The following is a 19,569-nucleotide window of genomic DNA, read 5'->3' on the forward strand; positions in this document are numbered from 1 at the left end:
GTCAGTGTGCAGACCTCATCCTCGCACGGTTCCGTCATGCGCCGGCGGGAATCAGCAACAGCAGCGCGATGCCCAGCACGATGCGGTAGATCGCGAACGGCGTGAAGCGATGGCTACGGATATAGCCGAGCAGCCACTTCACCGCGACGAAGGCGACGATAGCCGACACCACGAAGCCGACACCGAAGGCCGTCCAGTCTTCATGGTGAACGCCGCCATCCTTCACCACTTTCAGCAACTCGTAGCCGGTCGCCGCATACATGGTGGGAATGCCCACCAGGAAAGCGAACTCCGTTGCCGCCGCGCGGTTGCTGGTGCCAGCAAGCATGGCAGTGAAGATGGTGGCCGCCGAGCGCGAAGTGCCGGGGAAAATGCCCGCCACCATCTGCGCAAAGCCGACCAGGATCGCCACGCGCCACGTCACCTGCGTGCGATCGGGCTGGCGCGCGGCAAGCCGTTCGGCCGCGAGCATCCAAATGCCGCCGATCACCAGCGCCCACGCCACCGGCGTCACTGCCTCGGGCAGCTTGAAGCCGAGCTTCACGGCGATGAAGCCGAGTACCGCCGTGATCATGAAAGCCACGAACAACTTGGCCAGATAGTCGCGATTGGCCGGATCACGCCAGTGCGTGAAAAGCTGCCAGATGCGACCCCAGTAGATAAAGGTCACCGCCAGGATCGCGCCCGCCTGGATGCCCACATTGAACAGGTCCGAGCGTTCGCCCAGGCCGAATTTCTCGGCGATGAGCAGATGTCCTGTGCTGGAGATGGGGAGGAACTCGGTGATGCCTTCGATGATGCCAAGCAGGATGACGTTGATGAGGTCGCTCACGGAAACTCCAGCAAATAGGCGGGTGCCGGTTCCATGCCGGCGCAAAGGGGCATAGCTTAAGCGGCTGGGGTGGCATTTTCGGGGCATAGGCGCCGGCGTGCCACTCCCTTATTGAGCGCACGTTGGGGCTTTCGCCGCGGCGGTGCAGTTGGAAAGTTGTTGCACTACTATGGTGCATAAGGTCGTTTCATTTTAGTGCAATATGGCTGTATCAGCATGAGTGGGTCAGATCTAACTCATTGATACAGAAAGACCGATCCGCTTGGCACGCGCCTTGCTCACACGCATGTCGTTTCCCCACCTTTTCGCCCGTCGAGGTTGTCCATGTCGTCCGCCGTCCAGCAAGTGCTTGATCAGATCCAGGAACACGAAGTTGAGTTCGTCGACTTCCGTTTCGCCGACATGCTCGGCAAGCATCACCACGTGACGTTCCCGGCCCACGCCATCGACGAGGGCACGTTCGAGGACGGCAAGATGTTCGACGGTTCGTCGATTGCCGGCTGGAAGGGCATCAACGAATCCGACATGGTGCTGATGCCTGATCCGGACACCGCGTACATCGACCCGTTCAGCGCGCACACGCAGATGGTCATCCATTGCGACGTGCTGGAACCGTCGACCATGCAGGCCTACGGCCGCGACCCGCGCTCCATCGCCAAGCGCGGTGAAGCGTTCCTCAAGTCCACGGGCATCGCCGACACGGCCTTCTTTGGTCCGGAACCGGAATTCTTCATCTTCGATTCCGTGCGCTGGCAGAACGACATGGGCCGCGTGTTCTATGAAATCGGCTCCGAAGAAGCCGCGTGGAGCTCGCGCTACAAGTACGAAGACAACAACACCGGCCACCGTCCGGGCGTGAAGGGCGGTTACTTCCCGGTCAGCCCGGTCGACTCGCTGGGCGATCTGCGCGCCGATATGTGCAAAGTGCTCGAGTCGCTGGGCCAGGTCGTTGAAGTGCATCACCACGAAGTGGCGAATGCCGGCCAGTGCGAGATCGGCGTGAAGTTCAACACGCTGGTGAAGAAGGCTGACGAACTGATGACCATGAAGTACGTCATCAAGAACGTCGCCCACCAGAACGGCAAGACCGTCACCTTCATGCCCAAGCCCATCGTCGGCGACAACGGTAGCGGCATGCACGTGCACCAGTCGCTGGCGAAGGACGGCAACAACCTGTTTGCGGGCGACCTGTACGGTGGCCTGTCGCAGACGGCGCTGTGGTACATCGGCGGCATCTTCAAGCACGCCAAGGCCATCAACGCCTTCGCCAACTCCACCACCAACAGCTACAAGCGCCTGGTGCCGGGCTTCGAAGCGCCGGTGATGCTGGCCTACTCGGCTCGCAACCGTTCGGCCAGCTGCCGCATTCCGTACGTGTCGAGCCCGAAGGGCCGCCGCATCGAAGTGCGCTTCCCCGATCCGATGAACTCAGGCTACCTCGTGTTCACCGCGCTGATGATGGCCGGCCTCGACGGCATCATCAACAAGATCGACCCGGGTGCACCGGCCGACAAGGATCTCTACGATCTGCCGCCGGAAGAAGAGAAGAACATCCCGCAGGTGTGCGCAAGCCTGGACGAAGCGCTCAACGCGCTCGACAAGGATCGCGAGTTCCTCAAGGCCGGTGGCGTGTTCACCGACGACTTCATCGATGCGTACATCGCGCTGAAGATGCAGGAAGTCACCCGCTACCGCGCCAGTACGCATCCGCTGGAATTCCAGATGTACTACGCGCTCTGATCGCGTAAGCGGAAATGGAGAGAAGGAGAACGGGCGCTTCGGCGCCCGTTTTTTTGGCTTTCTCCTGCCATGCGGGGTGTGTGGCCCGGTGATGTGTCGGTCGTCGATAGCTTGGGTAATTTTTCGTAGCGATGGCCACGTAGTTTTTCTGGATTCATCTACGCAGATGCGTTGCATCACGCATGGCTTCCACTTTCCATAGACAAAGCCGCGACGGAACTCCCTTTAGCTTCGAGTGACTGCCGGTCTTGGACGCCCCCGGCAGCCAAGGGAGGAAGGGGATGAACCGCATCTACCGATTGGTGTGGAATCGTGCCTTGCGTGTGGTGCAAGTGGTTTCAGAACTTGCTACCACACACGCCAGGAAGGGAACAACCGCTACCTGTGTGAGGAGGTCGCGTAGCAACTGGGCTTTGCTGCCTTTGCTGATACCTCTGGCGGTGCAAGCGCAAACCACGGTGGGCCCCGGTTCCGTCACCACGACGACAACGGCTGGATCAGCCAATTCACCGGTAACGGTCGTCGGCAACACCAACATCTCCACTGGCAGCTCCACCGCAACCAGTGTCAACGGTGGCGGGCAACTGGTCTTCGATACGACCGATGGCCCGATCACGATCACGACGACATCGGGCGCCGCCGTTTCCGACGCGCAAGGCACGGTGAACGTGCCGTTGAATGGATTGACGATCACGACGGGTAGCGGCTTCGGTTTCCTGTCCAACGCTCCTCTCGCCAGCGCGCCGGCGACCATCACCATCGGGCAAGGCGGTGTCGTCAACATCACTGGTGTCGGTGCAGCCATGGCTGCCACAGGTGCGGGTGCAACGATCAATGCCACCGGTATCCAGATGAACCTTATCGGCGGTCCGAGCCGAGGTGTCGTGGCACAGGCCGGCGCCAACATCACGTTGTCGGGCAACTCGCCCATCATCAGCAGCGGAAGCAACATCAATACGCTGGCGCTGGGCGCGTCGGGTACGGACCCAAATGGCAGCGGCCGCGCAAGCACGGTGACGGTTGCTTCCCCGATGACCATCAACATGACGTCGCCGGGGGCGCTTGGTGTGTACATGTATGGCGGTGGCGTGGTGGCGCTGCCGGCCAATCAGGTTTTCACCTTCAACGCCTGTGCGGATACCGGCGCGGATGGCATGACCATCGATAACACACAGGTACCGACGAGCGCGATAGGCGACGGCCTGACGTTCCACTTCAATACGTCGCCTACCTCCGGCAAGTCCGCATCGGCCGGCGTGATCGTGATCAACGGCGGCAGCGTGGCTTTGAGCGGTCTTACTGTCGATGGCCAGAACGTAGCCATCGGTGTGTGGGTGCGCAACGGGTCCAGCGCCACGCTGACCAACGGCAACATCGCGATCGCAACCACCAATAACGCGGCCTTTTACACGCTGGGCAATAACGGTCAGTTGTTCAATCCCAATAGTGGCGCTATCGGCCCAGGCTTCAGCGTCACGGCCTCGTCGCAAACAGCAGGCCTGCGATCCGATGGTGGCGTCATCAACGCAACCGGTACGGTCGTGACAGCCAGCGCGTCGAACAGCGCTGCAACCTATGCCTGGTCATCGACCTATGCGCCTGGCGGTTCGACGTACTTGCCTGCGGTGCTCAATCTGACAGGTGTGCAGATCAGCAATTCGGGCAGCGGCTCCTATGGTTTGTACGCGACGGATGGCGGCCAGATCAGCACCTACGGCGGATCGACGCCCACGACCATTACCGCGACCAACGGCACCGCCGTGCGCTTGGCCAACTACGGCAGCCGAAGCGATGTGCCGTTCACCAGTCTGTCCGGCACCAACGTCGTGGCGACAGGCGCCACCACGCGAGCGATCAGCTCCAACAACGCGTCCGCTGATCAGCAGAACGTGATCACGCTGACCAATAGCAACGTGCAATCCGACTACTGGGCCGTCCTGGGTTATGGGCCGCTCGCATTGACGGCCTCGCAGGGTAGCCAGGTGACCGGAACCACGGGATTGTTGTATGCCGGTGTATCCAGTGGATCGCAACCGACCTATGTGCAGTTCAGTGCAGACAACAGCACGCTCAGCGGGTTGGCCGAAGCCAGTGCTACAAACAGGGCAGATATCAGCCTGTCCAACCATTCGAGCTGGATAGGCGAAGCGTTCTACGTCACCAACGTGAATGTGGATGGCTCCAGCCGTTGGACCATTCCCGACAACTCGCTGGTCTATGGCACTTTGTCCAATGCAGGCCTCGTGCAATTCACGCCGCCGGATGCATACAAGCAACTGTATGTGGGTTCGTACGTGGGTGCTGGAGGTACGCTGGGCATCCATACGTTTCTGGGCGACGACAGTTCGCCAACCGACCGACTCGTGATCAATGGCGGTACCGCGACTGGCCACGGACTGATTGCCGTCACTAACACCGGTGGCCCAGGAGCGTTGACGTCAGGCAATGGCATTCCCGTGGTGGAAGTGTTGGCAGGCGGTACGACGGATCCCGGCGTTTTCAGCCTAAACGGACCGGTGGTGGCCGGCCCGTACGAGTACACGCTGCAGCGCGGCGGCATTACCGCGGGCACGGAGGAGTATTGGTTCCTTCGCTCAACCAAGGATTGCGGAACGGTCGGATCCCATCCTGATTGCCCTGCGCCACCACCGGTGCCACAACCGCCGGCGCCACCCACACCACCGCAACCGCCGGCCCCTGATCCGAGCAATCCACCCGCCCCACCGTCCATTCCCGGGCCGGTCGATCCGGAAGTGGAGGCGCCCGAGGGGGTGCCCAACTATCGTCCTGAGGTGTCGCTATACACCGCGCTTCCGGGCATGGCGTTGCGCTATGGGTGGGCGACGCTGGACAACCTGCACGAGCGTCTGGGCGAGGAAGAACAGCTGCGCAACCGCAGCGATCTGCGCGACGACAACTACCTCAACGCCTTGTGGGTGCGCGTGATCGGTGAAGACGGCAACGTGCGCGGTGCTTCGCAAGGCATCTACAACGGCAGTCCGCAGTACGACTACAACATCCAGGCGTTCCAGGCCGGGATGGATGTCTTCGCTGAAGAACACGAGGACCAACAACGCGACCACGCGGGCTTCTATCTCGGCACGGGCCGCATTCGTAGCGACGTGACAGACGACGAGGGCGCGGACGCCGGCCGCGATGTAGTGAAGGGCCAGTCGCTGGGTCTTTACTGGACACACTTCTGGAGCGGGGGGCAATACCTCGATGCCGTATGGCAAGGCTCATGGTCGAAGTGGAGTGCGTTGTCCAACGAAGGACTGGAACTGCATCGTTCCGGTTTCGGTTGGGCGGGATCGTTGGAGGGTGGTTATCCCTTCCATGACGATACGCAGGTGTGGGAACCGCAAGCACAGGTGATCTACCAGAAGGTCAACAACGGTCAATCCAGCGATGCGGCCGCCACGGTGGATTTCAGCAACATCACCTCGTTGGTGGGGCGTGTGGGCTTGCGTTGGGCCAACACATGGACGCTGGAGCCCACGCCGGAAAACATTTCCCGCCTGTTCACCGGCTGGTTGCGCTTCAACCTGTGGAAAGAGTTCAAGGGCCAGCCCACCACGTCCTTCTCCTCCGAGGACGGCTTCGTGCCATTCGACGGCAGCATCAAAGGTTCATGGTGGCAACTCAACGGCGGCATGACCTGGCAACTGGACAAGAACACCTCGTTCTACGCCAATGTGGGTTACCAGAAGGGCTTCGATAGTCGCGGATTCCACGCCTGGGACGGCAAGGTGGGCTTCCGCTGGAATTGGTGACGGCGTCCGTCAGCGGGCGTCGCCGAAATCCACAACGGCCAATGGCGGAGGGAATCCTTCGCTATTGGCAGGCTTCGCGACGGAGCGCCATGCCTTGCCTTGCGCGAAGTCTTCAATGAACGGGTAGCTACCCAGCATGCGGAAGCTGGCCAAGTCGTAAGGCAGACCTTGGGCAGCTAGCGGTGCGTTCGCATCGCTGACGTGAAAGTGCAGATGCGGGCCAGTCGACTCGCCGGTGAATCCGAGTTGTCCGATCACCTCGCCCGTTCGCACGTGGTCGCCGGGTTCTACCTTGATGCTGCCGGGCTTGAGATGTTCGTAGAACGCGAAACGTCCGTCCCCCAGATCAAGTGAGACATAGTTGCCTGCAGCATCTTCTAACGGAACCTTGCGGGCCGCACCTTCGGCGAGCGTTGCGGGTTCCGCGACACCTTCGCCCACGGAAGCGACGACGGCATCCGCCACGGCGAGTACATCCGCGCCGTAGCCATACCACTGCGCGGGCTTATCTCCCTTGCCGTGTGCAAAGCCGTCGTGCGCGCCGACGCGAATCCAGTCGATGGCGAACCTACCAGGTATTTTCGCGCTGCCATCGGTGGCGTAGATGACGCGCCGATGGCCACGCTCCCAGCTTGCGTCATAGATGGCGACCCACGGACCGCCGCGCAGTGGTGGCCCGAGTGGCTTGGCAGACAAGGCGACGGGCATCACTTCGGCACCTTCCAGCGTGATCTCGTGGCCAGTGGCATCCACGTAGACGACGCGATGATGCAGGTGCGCGACGCGCGCGTCGGCGATCGGCACTGACAGATAGGCCACGGCCATCATGGCCGGGGCGATGCGCAAGCGGTCATCGCCTTTGGCGCGATCCGCGCGTCCGATGGCGGCAACCAGTGGTTCTCCCTGGAGATCGAGAAGCACGTGCTGCTGATCATCAGCGACAACGATACGACGGAGCGTCAATGGCTCCTGCGCGTCATTGCCAAGGTTCAGTTCGTAGACCAGCGATGTCTTGCCTGCAACAACGACTGGCTGCGGTATCCACGGCACGCGAAGGTCGAACGACTGATGCAGCGGAGTGCGCTGCGCTAAGGCGATCTGCGCAACCAGAGCGGCGAGCAGGACGAAGACGACATCGCGCCAGGAACGCATGGCATGGAATCCACGGTGGAGTGCTGCGCGAGCTTTGATCTGCGGGGAGCGGTGCGCCAATGCCAGAGGTCATTGCGCCGGGTTTATCGAGATACAACGCGCGTCGCCGCCGCGAGAGGGCAGCGGCGACGCGCGCTTGCGGCTACTCAGTGCAGCTCCACCACTACCAGACCCTGCGGTGGGATATCGATGCTCAGGCGGCCGTTGGTGATCGGTGCCTGTTCGGGCGCAGCGAGCTTGCCCGCCTCACGCAGTTGCGTGATCTGTTCGCGGCTCGGCGTGGCTGGGCGGCCCATCTTGTCGAAGGCAGCCACTGCATTGCCGTGCGTTTCATCGAGACGCCATACCGTTGCTTGTGTCGCGTTGCCGAGATGCTTCACGTCGACGTCGACATGCTTGGCGTCACCCGTCGGCACGCCGGGCGTGTAGTCGGCGGTGTTGCCTAGCGGCGGCGTGTAGTTCCACAACGCCAGCACCACCGTGCCGTCAGCGCGGCGCGTGGCGAGCGCGCTGTCAGTTTTCAGCGGAAGCTGTGTATCGCCCAGCTTGTGCAGCAGGGTGAAGGTATTGAAGGCCGGCTTCTCGATGCGATCGGCGGCGATCAGACCGAAGCCGCCGTAGAACGGCGTCTTCACCACGCCCTGTTCGTCGAACACGTCGGAGAACGACCAGTAGCTCATCATCTCCACCTTGCCCGCGCATTCGCGGATGGTGTTCGCCATCCACGGGCCCATGTAGACCGTGTCGGTGACGTTGGGCAGGTTGGCGTACGACGCGTTGTACTCGCTGTAGATCAGCGGCAGTTTCGGGAATGGCGAGGCGACAACTTCCTTGTGCGACTTATCCACCGCACGACACACCATGTCACGGCGCGGGATGTTCTCGTTGGTCTTGAACACATTGTCGGCGGTGTCATCGCCGTAGACGTGCGTGCTCACGAAATCGATCGGCGCGCCACTCTGCTTCACATGCTTGAGGAACTCCGGCAACCACGCGGCCTGCGCGGTGGCTGGCCCGCCAATGCGAAGCTGCTTGTCGACGGATTTCACCGTCTGCGCCGTGCGGTCATACAGTTGGTAGTACGTGTCCTTCTCTGGCTTGCCGCCCCAGAAGGAGAGATTGGGTTCGTTCCATACCTCGAAATACCAACTGCGCACTTCGTCGATGCCGTAGCGTTCGATTTCATGCTGGAGGAAGGCGCGTACCAGCCCGTCCCATTCGTTCCAGTCCTTCGGCGGCATCACGTTGGGGTGATACCAGAAGTCGTGGTGGCTGGCCGGATCGGTGCTCATCTCCGGCGGCATGAAGCCCAGTTCTACAAATGGTTTGACGCCGCGTGCGAGCAGGCCGTCGTACACCTGATCCACGTAGCTGAAGTTGTATTGCAACTTGCCCTGCGCGCCCCGATAGACCACACCCATGTCGCGGTCGAAGATGCCGTGGAAGCGGATGTAGGTGAAGTCGGTGGCAGCCTTCACGTCTTCCAGGTCCTTGCGGTAGTCGTCGTGCAGCGCGAGCACGGCGCGGCCGGAACCGAACATGGTTTCCCAGAAGTGCGGCAGTGACGTGCCCTTGGCCGTCGCATCCACCTGCAGCTGCACCGCATCGTGACCGGCGGGTGCCGCGTGGACCGAGCCGAGCAAGGCAAGGCAGGTCGCCGCACAGGTGCGCAAAGCAAGGCGACGGAGCGGTAAGGGGGTCGGCATGGCGATTCCTTCGGTCTGCAAGTTGGGTCGGCCATCAGAGGCGGCCGACGTGTAAACGTTTACGTGACGGTGGAGTCTCTTACAGACAGGCCCGTGGGATCAACAAGGAAATGTCGGGGCATGGCACTGCGTTGCGCCGCATCACGGTGGGTAGGCATGGATCTCGCCGTGTTTTCCGGGGCGGGCGCGTGGTGTCGCAACGGCGTTTGTTGCAAGGCACGCAGTTCGGAAGGAGGCGGGTCAGACCGCTGTGGAGGCCGGCGGGCTGGCTGGGCCGGTTCCTTCCATTGGCTTGGGTGATTGGGCATCCGTGTCCAGCGCTTCCCGCAATCGTTGCAGCGCCGGCAGCAGGGCCTCCGGTTCGCGCAGCGATTTGCGTGCGGCGCCGATCGCCTGACGCACGCGCCCCGGTGTTTCTCCCCGCACGATCACATCGATGGCCGTTGCGCGACAAGCGAGCAGCGTATCGATCCAGTCGGCGGGTTGCATCGAACGGAACCGCCGCGTCAGTCGCCGGCTCGTGCGGAACGGCGCCGCCATGTCACGGATCTGGTCCAGCGCATCGGCCACCCGAACCGGCGTTCGTTCTGGAATGGATGGGTCCATCGCCTCGCTCATGGCGGCCAGCGCGTCGGCCAGTCGGCGGCGCAGCACATCACTCGAACGCACCGGCAACACGAACCACGCCGAAGCAAGTCCGATCACCGCGCCGATGACGATTTCCACCAGCCGTTGCCACAACAACAAAGACGGCGGCACCGGTTGCAGGCTCTGCAGCAGGGCGAGGGCGAGTGTCACGAACAGCGCCCACCACGCATAGCCCAAGGGGCGCAGCCAGACGCCAAAGAACAAGGCGGCAAGAATCCACAGGCCCGTGGCGACTGGATCGCCCGCCGCGTGAAAGCTCAGCGACATCGCCATGACCGTACCCGCTGCCGCACCCAGCACGCGCAGGCCACTCTTGTAGGCCACATCGAGCCGTCCGCGATTGCCGATATTGACGATGACCGTGGTCAACACGATCCACGCCCAGCGTTCGGCAAAGCACAGGTAACCGACCACGAACGACAGCGCGAGGGCGACCACCATCTGGATGGCCATCCGCGTGCTGGCGGTAGGGCGCATGCTGCTCGGTGGAACAGGTGCAGCGGTGGACGGTGCCAAGATCACGGGTGGCAGCAGGCGCAGGTATCGCGCCAGCTGATGGAACACCGTCACCCATAGCAACGACAGCAGCGCCACTGCCACGGGCACCAGCACAGCGGGAATCGCGCTGCCCGCCGCCACGCGAACGTGCGGCACGGTGAGCAGGGCGATGAACGGCAAGGCGATCAGGCGTCCTGCGCGCCGCGCCATCGAGCCGAACCGTCGCAACCAGATCGACAGGAACATGCCCGCGGTGAACACCGCCGCACCCAACCACGGCGTTTGTCGCAGCAACACGCCCACGCCCATCGCCACGAAACCCACCAGCGGCAGCGCCACAGCCGCTTCCAGCCGGCCGCGCAGATCGCGATCCATATGGCTGCGCGACAGCGATAGGCATAGCACCACTGCGAGCACGGCAGGGCCGCCACCCGGTGCGATGAGTTGCGTGCAACGCAGCGTGGCCAGCACGGCCAGCATCGTCACCACGGCCTCCAGCAGGGGACGCGTCAACACCGACGCGCCCGATCGGGCCATGCGTATCCATGCCGGAAGTGCGTCGTCCATGTCGTCAGGAAGCAGTGGGGGCGTGCTCCATTCTATAGCGTGATGGATGACGCCTATGCGCGCGCAGCCTTGGCCTTCGGCGCGGGTGGGACTGTGCCTATGCCGTTGTCGCGGCTGATCGCCCCGACCCTCGGCAAAAAAAAGCCGGAGCACCTTGCGGGGCTCCGGCAAGATTACTGCTGGGAGTGTGTTACGGGGAAAGTCAGAACTGCTGGTTGTACTGGATGTAGAAGTAACGACCCAGGTCCAGCGTCGGATCGAGAGCGGTGGCCGAGTTGTAACCGAGTTCGGCGGCGAGAATTTCCATCGGCGGCTTCTTGTCGAAGATGTTGCGGATGCCTACCGAGATCTGTGCCTTCCACGGCAACTGGTAACGACCCTGCGCATCGTTGAACACCACGGCGCCCATACGGTTAGCGCCCGGACCATAGGCCCAGTTCACGCTGTTGTAGTTGGGCTTGTTGCAGTGCTCGGTGTCGCTGAAGCACTCGTCGAGGATTGCACCGTAGTAGCGGAGGCCCCAGTTCGCGCCCCAGTTGCCCAACGTCCAATCCAGACCGAGGTTCGCGCGCCAATGCGGATTGCCGTACTGGCCGGCGTAGTTGATCGCCGGTGCGTCGTTCGTGCTGGCCTGGGTCCACTCGTCGAGGTAGTTCACGTTCATGTTGAACACGAAGCGACCGAACGAGAACTGCGGCAGTCGGTAGTTCACACCAAGGTTGTAGCCAGCAGTCTGGATCCAGCCGAGGTTGGCATTGCCTTCGTGCAGATCCACCACCTGCCCGTTGGCGTCGCGCGAGAACTGTGAGCAGAACTCTTGCACCGAGTACTGGTAGCACTGATCAAGCACGTAGTTGGCAGTGATCGCCTGGATCACGTTGGTGATCTTGATCTTGTAGTAGTCCAGCGTTACGTCCAGGCCATCGACGTAGTGCGGGCTATAGACCAGACCCAGCGTACGCGTGGTGCTGTGCTCGGGCTGCAGGTACAGGTTGCCGGCGCCGGTGACGAATGGCGTGGTGCTCTGGTTGTTCGGGCCCTTGATCGGCTGGTTGGCCGTGTTGAGCTGACGGAAGTTCGACGGCAGACCGGCGGCAGCGCAGTTCCTGGCCACGGCGCCGTTGCCGGTGGTGCCGTACACGGCGTCGCAGGGGTCGGTGTAGTTGTCGAAGGTCTGCGAACCGCCGCCGAACAGGTCACCCAGCGTCGGTGCGCGGAAGCCCTTGGCGAACGTGCCGCGAACCATCAGGTCTTCGAACGGCGACCAGGTGAAGCTGTACTTGTTGTTCGTGGTGCTGCCGAAGTTGCTGTAGTGCGAGTAGCGGCTGGCGATGTCGAGCGCCAGCGACTTGGCACCCGGCAGATCCTTCAGCAGCGGAATGCCCAGCTCCACGTAGGCCTCGTTCACCGTATACGAGCCACGGGTCGGGCCGGCAGCAAGGTCGGTGGTGTAACCGGCGCTGGCCAGTTCGTCCGGCGTGTCGTAGCCGCTGTTGTTGCGGTGCTCGATACCGGCCGCGATGCTGAAGGTACCGGCGGGCATTTCGAACAGGCCGCCGGTGATGTTGGCGGTGAAGTCCTTGATGATGCTCTGCGCGGAGGATTGCTCGCGCGCCATGATGTAGTTCAGCGCCTGCTTGGTCGACGCACTCGGGCCACCGAGGATATTGAACGGCACGCACTGGCCGAGCGAGATCGGGCTGGCCGCCGTACCGCACTGCACGACACCTTCGCTGTTGAGGAAGGACGGGCCGAGTGCCTGCTTGAGGTTGAGCAGGTTGAGGTTGCCCGTGTTGGTGGTATCCACGTCGTACTTGTCGTAGCCAAAGCCCGCATCCCAGTTCCAGGGGTGGTCGAGGAACTCGAAGTTGCCCTCAAAGGCGCCGTCGAAATGCAGCGACTTGGCGCTCTGGTTGCTCACGCGCGGCATCTCGACGGTACGGCGCACGAACGACAGGTCATTGCCCGGCAGCGGGTTGTAGTAGCTGTCACCGCTCAGGTACACCGGGAAGGTCGGCTGGCTGGCGCTGGTGAGCGGGTAACCCGCAACCTGCGTGGACGAATTGCGCTCGGCGTACATGCCGGTCGCCTTGAACGTCACGTTGTCGCTGAAGTTGTAGCTGCCCTCAGTGAAGATCGACTTCAGCTCGGTCGGCAACTGCTCCATCATCTGGTTCGTGGCGTTGAAGTAGTCGTTGTCCTCGACGCCCACGTGGTAGTTGTTGATGTTGCGCGAGTCGGCGCCCGTGCCAATGTGGTTCGGGTCACCCGTGTGGTTGAGCACATAGGTGTCGCCGTCGTAGCTGAAGCGACCCCACGGACCCGTACCGCTGTAACCGGCGCTCGGGAAATCCGGGCCGTAGGTGTAGCGGGTGATGTCGCGCGACTTTGCCCATACCGGATCGGTCTTGTTGTACGTGGCAGAGAACACCACCGACGACTTCTGACCGGTACTGCCCACGGTGAACGAGTACGCCTGCTGGCGACCGTCGCCGCCCTGGTTCTGGCCGATCGAACCGGTCACGGCGGCGCCGTCGAAGTGGTCCTTCAGGATGATGTTCACCACGCCGGCAATGGCGTCGGAACCGTAGATCGACGAAGCGCCATCCTTCAGGATTTCGATGCGCTCGATCAGGCTGGCCGGCACCGTCGACACGTCGGTGAAGCCGTTGAGGCTGGTCATCCAACGCTTGCCGTTCACCAGCACCAGCGTGCGGTTTTCGCCGAGGTTGTACAGGTTGACGTACTGGCCACCTTCCTCGGTGTTGCTCAGCAGCACCGAGGATTTGCTGAAGGTGGGTTGGCCGGAGACGGTCAGGTTCTGCAGGATGTCACCGACGTTGGTCAGGCCGGTTTTCTGGATGTCCGCCTGCGTCAGCGTGATGACGGGTTGTGCGGTTTCCACATCCACGCTGCGAATGCGCGAACCGGTCACGGTGACGGTTTCGAGTTTCTTTGCCGACTCCGGGCTGGCTTGGTCGCCACCGGCATCCTGGGCGTAGACCCCGCCCGCCATGGCGAGTGCGCCCATGGCAAGGCCCAGGCGAATAGCTGTAGACAGCTTGCTGTTTCCGAAATGCTTCACGTTTTAGCTCCCCTAACGACGTGATCAACCGAAGGAATAAGCGCCAGGCGTCGTCCTGGCTTCTTCAGGCGCACGAGTCCCTGCGGCACTGTCTTCGAGACAGTTCCGTGGTCGAATGAATTGCGTAGGTAATTGCGGATTCCCCCGCCGCCCTCTTTCGAACTTAGAGGCGGCCGTCGCAAAAAGTCAACGATTTTTGTAAGTTTCGTGTAAGTTTTAGTAGAAACAGGTGCTTACGTCGTGGCTGTCTGGGCATCAAAATGCCAGCTAGACGTAAGTTTGACTTAAGTTTCGCGAATGCCTGGTGCAAGTGAATCGCAAAAAAATGCGATTTTGGCAGGCGCCAGTGAGCGGGAGCCCCCATACGAGCTGACATCTGTTCTTGGCCACTGATCTGTGCCGGTTGGTTAGCTATGGCTTGCGCCCCGAAGCCTGTTGCGTACGGATCTGGCCATGGCGATGAATGGCAAATTCTGCCCGTATCCCGAATAAACAGCGGGTTAGCTTGAGCTGGAACGTGCCAGGCCGGTCAGCACCTGAAGCCGCAAAGCCTTTACCTTCGCCACTTTACGAATAATAATGATTCGCATTTATTGACCTGCGGCCCCTCGGTGTGGCGGGTTCTGGCCACCACCAAGGTCGCAATGTCCATTTCTTCCACGCCAGCGTCGCGTGCCGTCGAAGCCATGTATGCCGACCATCATGGTTGGCTGCGGGGCTGGCTACGTCACCGGCTGGGCAACGAGTCGGATGCGGCCGATCTGGCGCAGGACACCTTTGTGCGCGTCATCCGGTCGCGGCAAGCGCCGGAGATCCGCCAGCCCCGCGACTTCCTCGCTACCGTCGCGAGGGGGCTGGTTGTCGACTTCTTCCGCCGGCGCACCTTTGAGCAGGCCTACCTCGAGGCCCTCGCGCAGCAGCCCGAACCGCTCGCGCCTTCACCGGAGGAGCGGGCCACGGTGATCGGTGCACTCATGGAAATCGACGCCATGCTTGATGGCCTGGGCGCCAAGGTAAAGCGGACGTTCCTGTTGTCCCAGTGCGATGGCCTGACCTATGCGGCCATCGCCGAAACCGTCGGCATCTCGCTGCGCACGGTGAACAACCATATGGCCAAGGCGATGGAACACTGCTGCCGCCTTCGTCTGCGCCATGCCGCGCTAGGCTGAGCGTTCGCCATCACGTCCCTCCGCTCCGCTGAGCATGCCGTTGTCCTGGAAGCATCGCGATGGTTCGCCCAGCTCCATGCGGAACAGGCGACCGAGGACGACCGGCAGGCATGGGCGCGCTGGTACTTGGCCGATCCCAGCCATCAACGTGCTTGGCAGTTGGTGGAAGAGGTACGCGCACAGTTTGGCCGTCTACCCGGCGCCGTAGCCGGACGCGCATTGGACGCTGCCGGCCGGGCGCGACGTAGGGCGTTGGGCCAGCTCGTCGCGGTGCTGGGTGTTGGCTCCGCCGGCATGCTCGCGTGGCGCCAGCTGCCCTGGGAGGATTGGCTCGCCGATTACCGTACCCGCGTCGGTCAGCGCAGAGATGTCGGGCTGCCCGATGGGTCAGCGCTATCGCTCAACACGGCGAGCGCCGTCGATGTCGAATTCTCATCCGTCCGGCGGCTGCTGAAGCTACGTGCCGGCGAAGTGATGATACGCACAGGCGCTGACTCGGCGGCCGATACGCACCGACCTTTCGTCGTAGCAACACGACAGGGCGACGTGCTCGCGCTGGGTACTCAGTTCACTGTGCGAACCGAAGCGGACTACGCTGAAGTCTCGGTACTGGAGAAATCGGTCAAGGTGCAGCCAGCGAGGGGTGCAGCGCCGCTCATCGTGCGGGCCGGTTACCACGCTCGCTTCACCGCGCACCACGTCGAAGCGCCGCAACCCAACGATGTCTCCGCAGCCTCCTGGCAGTACGGCAGCATCATCGCGGTGGACATGCCGCTAGCGGTATTCATCGCGGAGCTGTCGCGCTACCGCCCCGGATACCTCGGCTGTCATCCATCCATTGCCGCGCTAAAAATCTCAGGTGCCTTCCCCATCGACGATACCAATCGCGCACTGGATGCACTTACCCATGCGTTTCCCGTGCGCGTGGTGCGCCGCACGCGGCTCTGGGTGACGTTGGAACCGCGCTGACTGGAGAGCTGCACTTTTTGAGTGGCTCGTTCGGCCCTTACTGGAGAACCTATCCATGTCCGGGAAAATCCATGTCGTTCGATCACTCCAGCAAACTGGCGAAACGCGCCCTACCTAAGCAACTGTGCGGCATCCTCTACGGCTGTCTTGCCGCCATACCCTTGCTTGATGTCGCCCATGCGCAGGACCACGCCTCGCTATCCACACCAACGGCGCGGCAAGTGGATATACCGGGCGGGCCGTTGCCCCGCGTGCTCAGCCAGTTCGCCGGTAGGGAAGGCGTCACGCTGTCGTTCGATGCCGCTCAGCTGGCACCGGTTTCCTCGACCGGCCTGCATGGCGCATACACCGCGCAGCAGGGCTTTGACGAGCTGCTTGCTGGCAGTGGCTGGCAGGCCACCGTCGACGGCCACGGAATCTATTCACTCGTGCGCGTACCGCCATCCTCAAGCGCATCAACTCATGCCGCCGCGCCGGCAACGTCCGCGACGAAGGCCAGCACCAGCCCGGCATTGACCACGCTGTCGACGATCCAAGTCACCGCCGAATCGCAGAACGCGACCACAGACGGCAGCGACTCGTACACCACCCGCGCGCTGACGCTGGGCAAGGGCGAGTACAGCATGCGTGAGATTCCTCAGTCGGTCAGCGTGATCACGCGCCAGCGCATGGATGACCAGAACATCAACGACATCAAGAGTGCGATGACCCAGACCACCGGCGTCACCGTGCAGAGCAACGCCAATCCTTACCTCAACAACAGCTACTACGCCCGTGGCTATGCGCTGGGGGCAGAGCTGGATGGCATTCCCTCCAGTGGTTCGCTCAACGTCGGTGCACCGCAGTTCGATCTGTCCATGTACGACCGCATCGAAATCATCCGCGGCTCGGCCGGCCTGCTGGAAGGTTCGGGCGAACCTGGGGGCTTGGTGAACTTTGCGCGCAACGTCCAACTGCAGATACGCAGATGTCGGGCAGCCTGAGCGTGGGTTTGTGGAACGAGTTTCACGGCGACCTGGACGTATCCGGCTCGCTCAACCAAAACAAAACCCTGCAGGGACGCATGGTGATCGCTGATACGGACAGCGACCTGTTCTACGATCACTCACATCATGAATCGCAGATGCTGCACGGCATTCTGGAATACCACCTTGGCGCGAGTACGCTGCTGTCGCTATCGGGCACTGTGCAACACGACGAGACGCACGGAATCCTGTCGGCGATCCCTGCCTATAGCACCGGCGCGCTGTTGAACCTGTCGCCCTCGACCAACCCGTTTCCCGATTGGACGCGCAGCAACCAGAACACCCGTGAGGCCTTTGCCGAGCTCGATCACTTCTTCGATGGCGGTTGGTGCATGCGCGTGAGCGCGCGTTATCGCGCCAGCGACGCTGACGCGCGTTACATCGGCCTGCCAAGCACGATCGATCCGGTGACCAACGACGTGAGTTACTTCCCCGCGAGGGACAACACACGCTTTAATTGGCTCTCCACCGATGTCAATGCAAGCGGGCCGTTCGATCTGTTCGGTCGCACGCACCAGCTGCTGGTCGGCATGAACTACGACGAAGTGAAGACGCAAGACCAGTACTCCAACGAGGCCTGGGGCAGCACTGACATCTTCCAGCTGGTGCAGTTGCCGCAGCCGTCGATTCCACTGGCGGGAAACTACCAGACGCGTACCGAGCAATACGGGATCTACGGCCAGGCGCGTTTCAGCATCACGGACCCGCTCACCTTCGTGCTGGGTGGCCGCGTGAGCAACTACCACACATTCAGCGGCAATGCCGACGTCGGCACCACGCCGAACATGCCGCGCGACCCGGGCAGTGTGGATCACAAGTTCACCCCCTATGCGGGACTGATCTACAACTTGAACAGCCAGATCTCGCTGTACGGCAGTTACTCGCAGATCTTCGTGCCGCAGTCTCTACTGACGGCGAGTGGCTCGCCGTTGCCACCGCGCACGGGCGACCAGTACGAGATCGGTGCGAAGGGTGAGTTCTACGACGGCAAGCTCAACGCATCGATGGCGTTGTTCAACCTGAAGGACCGCAACCGCGCTTACTACTCCAGCGACATCTTCTTCTACAGCGCGGCTGGCGAGGTTCGCATGAACGGTGCCGAGGCTGAGATTGGCGGTTCACCGCTACCCGGTTGGGACTTGAGTGCGGGATACACCTATCTGGACCCGCACTACCGCACCGAGCAGGACGAAGCGAACCTCTCTGCCATCACGCCGCGACACAACGCCAAAATCTGGAGCAACTATCACTTCCAGAACGAAACGCTGTGCGGATTCAACATCGGTGCGGGATTGTTGGCGTCGAGCAGTTGGGCTAGCGGCAATGTGCATGCGCCAGGCTATACGACTGCATCACTGCAAGTGGGATACCGCATCGACCCGCTCTGGAATGTCACCGCAACGATCGACAACGCGTTGGATCGGCATTACTACCAAAGTTTCTACGCCGCAGGCGGCTTCTACGGCGCGCCGCGGAGCTTCATGCTGACGGTCCGCGCAAAGTACTGACCTACCGCAGAATTGTTGGGATTGCCAAATCTTGTCACGGGCGTCAGTCCACTGATATCGCGCTTAAAATTCTTTAATTCTGTTCGAGCCTTGTCGGCCGGCGACAGGGTTTGGCGGTTTTGTTGCGCTCAGCGACACGGTTAAGTCATATGGGGAGACTCGTAGATCTCAAACACCTGGCCTTCTGAGGGGCGGTTTGATCGCATGCGTGACGACGACCTGCAGGCACCCGCTCTAACTCTGGCAGTTGCAAGCCATCCGTACCGGGAAATGCGAACTCCCTGCCTCCATCTCAGCCGCGGCGGCTGGATTGATGTTCAAGCGTCAAATGCCTGGTGTGTAGCCCAGTGCAGTTCGTCCCCATCGAAGGGCCGCGCTGAAGCGATGGTCAGAAGTCCCCACAAAAGGGGTAAAGCGCATATGTGCCCTATCGGAACGCGTACTGCCCGATCTGCTTCTTCGAGGATGCGGCGTCGGGCTAGAGAAAGCGACGTCCCCCCGCTTTTGAGTAGCGATTCGATTTGGAGTCCAATCCCCCAACCGAAGGAGATTGGACGTGAAGAAGCGTTTTACCGAAGAGCAGATCATCGGCTTCCTGCGAGAGGTTGAAGCCGGCATGCCAGTCAAGGAGCAGTGCCGCAAGCACGGCTTCAGTGAGGCTTCTTATTACCTGTGGCGCAGTAAATTCGGAGGCATGAGCGTGCCCGAAGCAAAGCGACTGAAGGATCTGGAGACAGAGAACGGGCGGCTGAAAAAAAAGCTCCTGGCCGAACAGGTACTGGAGAACGAAGTCATCAAGGATGCGTTGCGAAAAAAAAGTGGTGAACGCACCGGCCCGACGTGAGCTGGTGCGTTACATGGTGGGCAGAGAACTGAGCGAGCGTCGGGCGCTGGCTA

General features: G+C 61.8%; 11 protein-coding genes and 1 pseudogene. 7 read left to right on the forward strand and 5 right to left on the reverse strand.

The features are described from left to right. Positions 1 to 34: 34 nt before the first annotated feature. Positions 35 to 832 (reverse strand): undecaprenyl-diphosphate phosphatase, encoded by a 798-nt coding sequence (locus tag DyAD56_RS12980; protein ID WP_102303192.1) that lies wholly within the window; start codon positions 830 to 832, stop codon positions 35 to 37. A gap of 324 nt (positions 833 to 1,156) precedes the next feature. Here DyAD56_RS12980 and glnA point away from each other — a divergent pair, with 324 nt between their 5' ends. Together glnA and DyAD56_RS12990 are read left to right on the forward strand one after the other, a co-directional pair. Then, positions 1,157 to 2,572: a type I glutamate--ammonia ligase gene (glnA, locus tag DyAD56_RS12985; protein WP_102303193.1), complete on the forward strand. Its 1,416-nt coding sequence runs from the start codon at positions 1,157 to 1,159 to the stop codon at positions 2,570 to 2,572. A 281-nt stretch (positions 2,573 to 2,853) separates the two neighbouring features. Next, positions 2,854 to 6,345 carry an autotransporter outer membrane beta-barrel domain-containing protein gene (locus DyAD56_RS12990; RefSeq protein ID WP_102303207.1) on the forward strand — a complete coding sequence of 1,164 codons (3,492 nt, stop codon included), beginning with the start codon at positions 2,854 to 2,856 and terminating at the stop codon, positions 6,343 to 6,345. Between the two features lie 9 nt (positions 6,346 to 6,354). Here the strand turns inward: DyAD56_RS12990 and DyAD56_RS12995 are convergent, their stop codons facing one another. From DyAD56_RS12995 to DyAD56_RS13010, 4 genes are all read right to left on the reverse strand, one after another. Beyond that, on the reverse strand, positions 6,355 to 7,497 hold the full coding sequence (locus DyAD56_RS12995; protein ID WP_102303194.1) for a M23 family metallopeptidase: 1,143 nt from the start codon (positions 7,495 to 7,497) through the stop codon (positions 6,355 to 6,357). 146 nt (positions 7,498 to 7,643) lie between these two features. Continuing rightward, positions 7,644 to 9,203, reverse strand: coding sequence for a glycosyl hydrolase family 39 (locus DyAD56_RS13000; RefSeq protein ID WP_102303195.1), 1,560 nt, complete (start codon positions 9,201 to 9,203; stop codon positions 7,644 to 7,646). Between the two features lie 240 nt (positions 9,204 to 9,443). Continuing rightward, positions 9,444 to 10,916 carry an FUSC family protein gene (locus DyAD56_RS13005; RefSeq protein ID WP_102303196.1) on the reverse strand — a complete coding sequence of 491 codons (1,473 nt, stop codon included), beginning with the start codon at positions 10,914 to 10,916 and terminating at the stop codon, positions 9,444 to 9,446. Positions 10,917 to 11,118: 202 nt separating this feature from the next. Then, on the reverse strand, positions 11,119 to 13,947 hold the full coding sequence (locus DyAD56_RS13010) for a TonB-dependent receptor (RefSeq protein ID WP_199178963.1): 2,829 nt from the start codon (positions 13,945 to 13,947) through the stop codon (positions 11,119 to 11,121). 698 nt (positions 13,948 to 14,645) lie between these two features. Here DyAD56_RS13010 and DyAD56_RS13015 point away from each other — a divergent pair. The 5 genes and pseudogenes from DyAD56_RS13015 to DyAD56_RS13040 all read left to right on the forward strand — a co-directional run. After that, positions 14,646 to 15,170: a sigma-70 family RNA polymerase sigma factor gene (locus DyAD56_RS13015; protein WP_102303208.1), complete on the forward strand. Its 525-nt coding sequence runs from the start codon at positions 14,646 to 14,648 to the stop codon at positions 15,168 to 15,170. A 45-nt stretch (positions 15,171 to 15,215) separates the two neighbouring features. Next, complete coding sequence (locus DyAD56_RS13020; RefSeq protein WP_255409218.1) at positions 15,216 to 16,139, forward strand: FecR domain-containing protein; 924 nt, start codon at positions 15,216 to 15,218, stop codon at positions 16,137 to 16,139. Positions 16,140 to 16,210: 71 nt separating this feature from the next. Next, positions 16,211 to 17,122: an STN domain-containing protein gene (locus tag DyAD56_RS13025; RefSeq protein ID WP_102303199.1), complete on the forward strand. Its 912-nt coding sequence runs from the start codon at positions 16,211 to 16,213 to the stop codon at positions 17,120 to 17,122. Then, on the forward strand, positions 17,107 to 18,672 hold the full coding sequence (locus tag DyAD56_RS13030; RefSeq protein ID WP_102303200.1) for a TonB-dependent siderophore receptor: 1,566 nt from the start codon (positions 17,107 to 17,109) through the stop codon (positions 18,670 to 18,672). The genes DyAD56_RS13025 and DyAD56_RS13030 overlap by 16 nt, the downstream gene beginning before the upstream one ends. Before the next feature lie 616 nt (positions 18,673 to 19,288). Beyond that, positions 19,289 to 19,569, forward strand: a pseudogene (locus DyAD56_RS13040) (transposase); the annotation flags it as partial.

Origin of the sequence: Dyella sp. AD56, assembly GCF_002878475.1 — a bacterium.
Lineage (GTDB): Bacteria > Pseudomonadota > Gammaproteobacteria > Xanthomonadales > Rhodanobacteraceae > Dyella.

What these genes read in the sequence shown, in the direction of transcription:
- glnA (WP_102303193.1), top strand. Translation starts at nt 1,157, where the DNA reads ATGTCGTCCGCCGTCCAGCAAGTGCTTGATCAGATCCAGGAACACGAA.
- DyAD56_RS12990 (WP_102303207.1), top strand. Translation starts at nt 2,854, where the DNA reads ATGAACCGCATCTACCGATTGGTGTGGAATCGTGCCTTGCGTGTGGTG.
- DyAD56_RS12995 (WP_102303194.1), bottom strand. Translation starts at nt 7,497, where the DNA reads ATGCGTTCCTGGCGCGATGTCGTCTTCGTCCTGCTCGCCGCTCTGGTT.
- DyAD56_RS13000 (WP_102303195.1), bottom strand. Translation starts at nt 9,203, where the DNA reads ATGCCGACCCCCTTACCGCTCCGTCGCCTTGCTTTGCGCACCTGTGCG.
- DyAD56_RS13005 (WP_102303196.1), bottom strand. Translation starts at nt 10,916, where the DNA reads ATGGACGACGCACTTCCGGCATGGATACGCATGGCCCGATCGGGCGCG.
- DyAD56_RS13010 (WP_199178963.1), bottom strand. Translation starts at nt 13,947, where the DNA reads ATGGGCGCACTCGCCATGGCGGGCGGGGTCTACGCCCAGGATGCCGGT.
- DyAD56_RS13015 (WP_102303208.1), top strand. Translation starts at nt 14,646, where the DNA reads ATGTCCATTTCTTCCACGCCAGCGTCGCGTGCCGTCGAAGCCATGTAT.
- DyAD56_RS13025 (WP_102303199.1), top strand. Translation starts at nt 16,211, where the DNA reads ATGTCGTTCGATCACTCCAGCAAACTGGCGAAACGCGCCCTACCTAAG.
- DyAD56_RS13030 (WP_102303200.1), top strand. Translation starts at nt 17,107, where the DNA reads ATGTCGGGCAGCCTGAGCGTGGGTTTGTGGAACGAGTTTCACGGCGAC.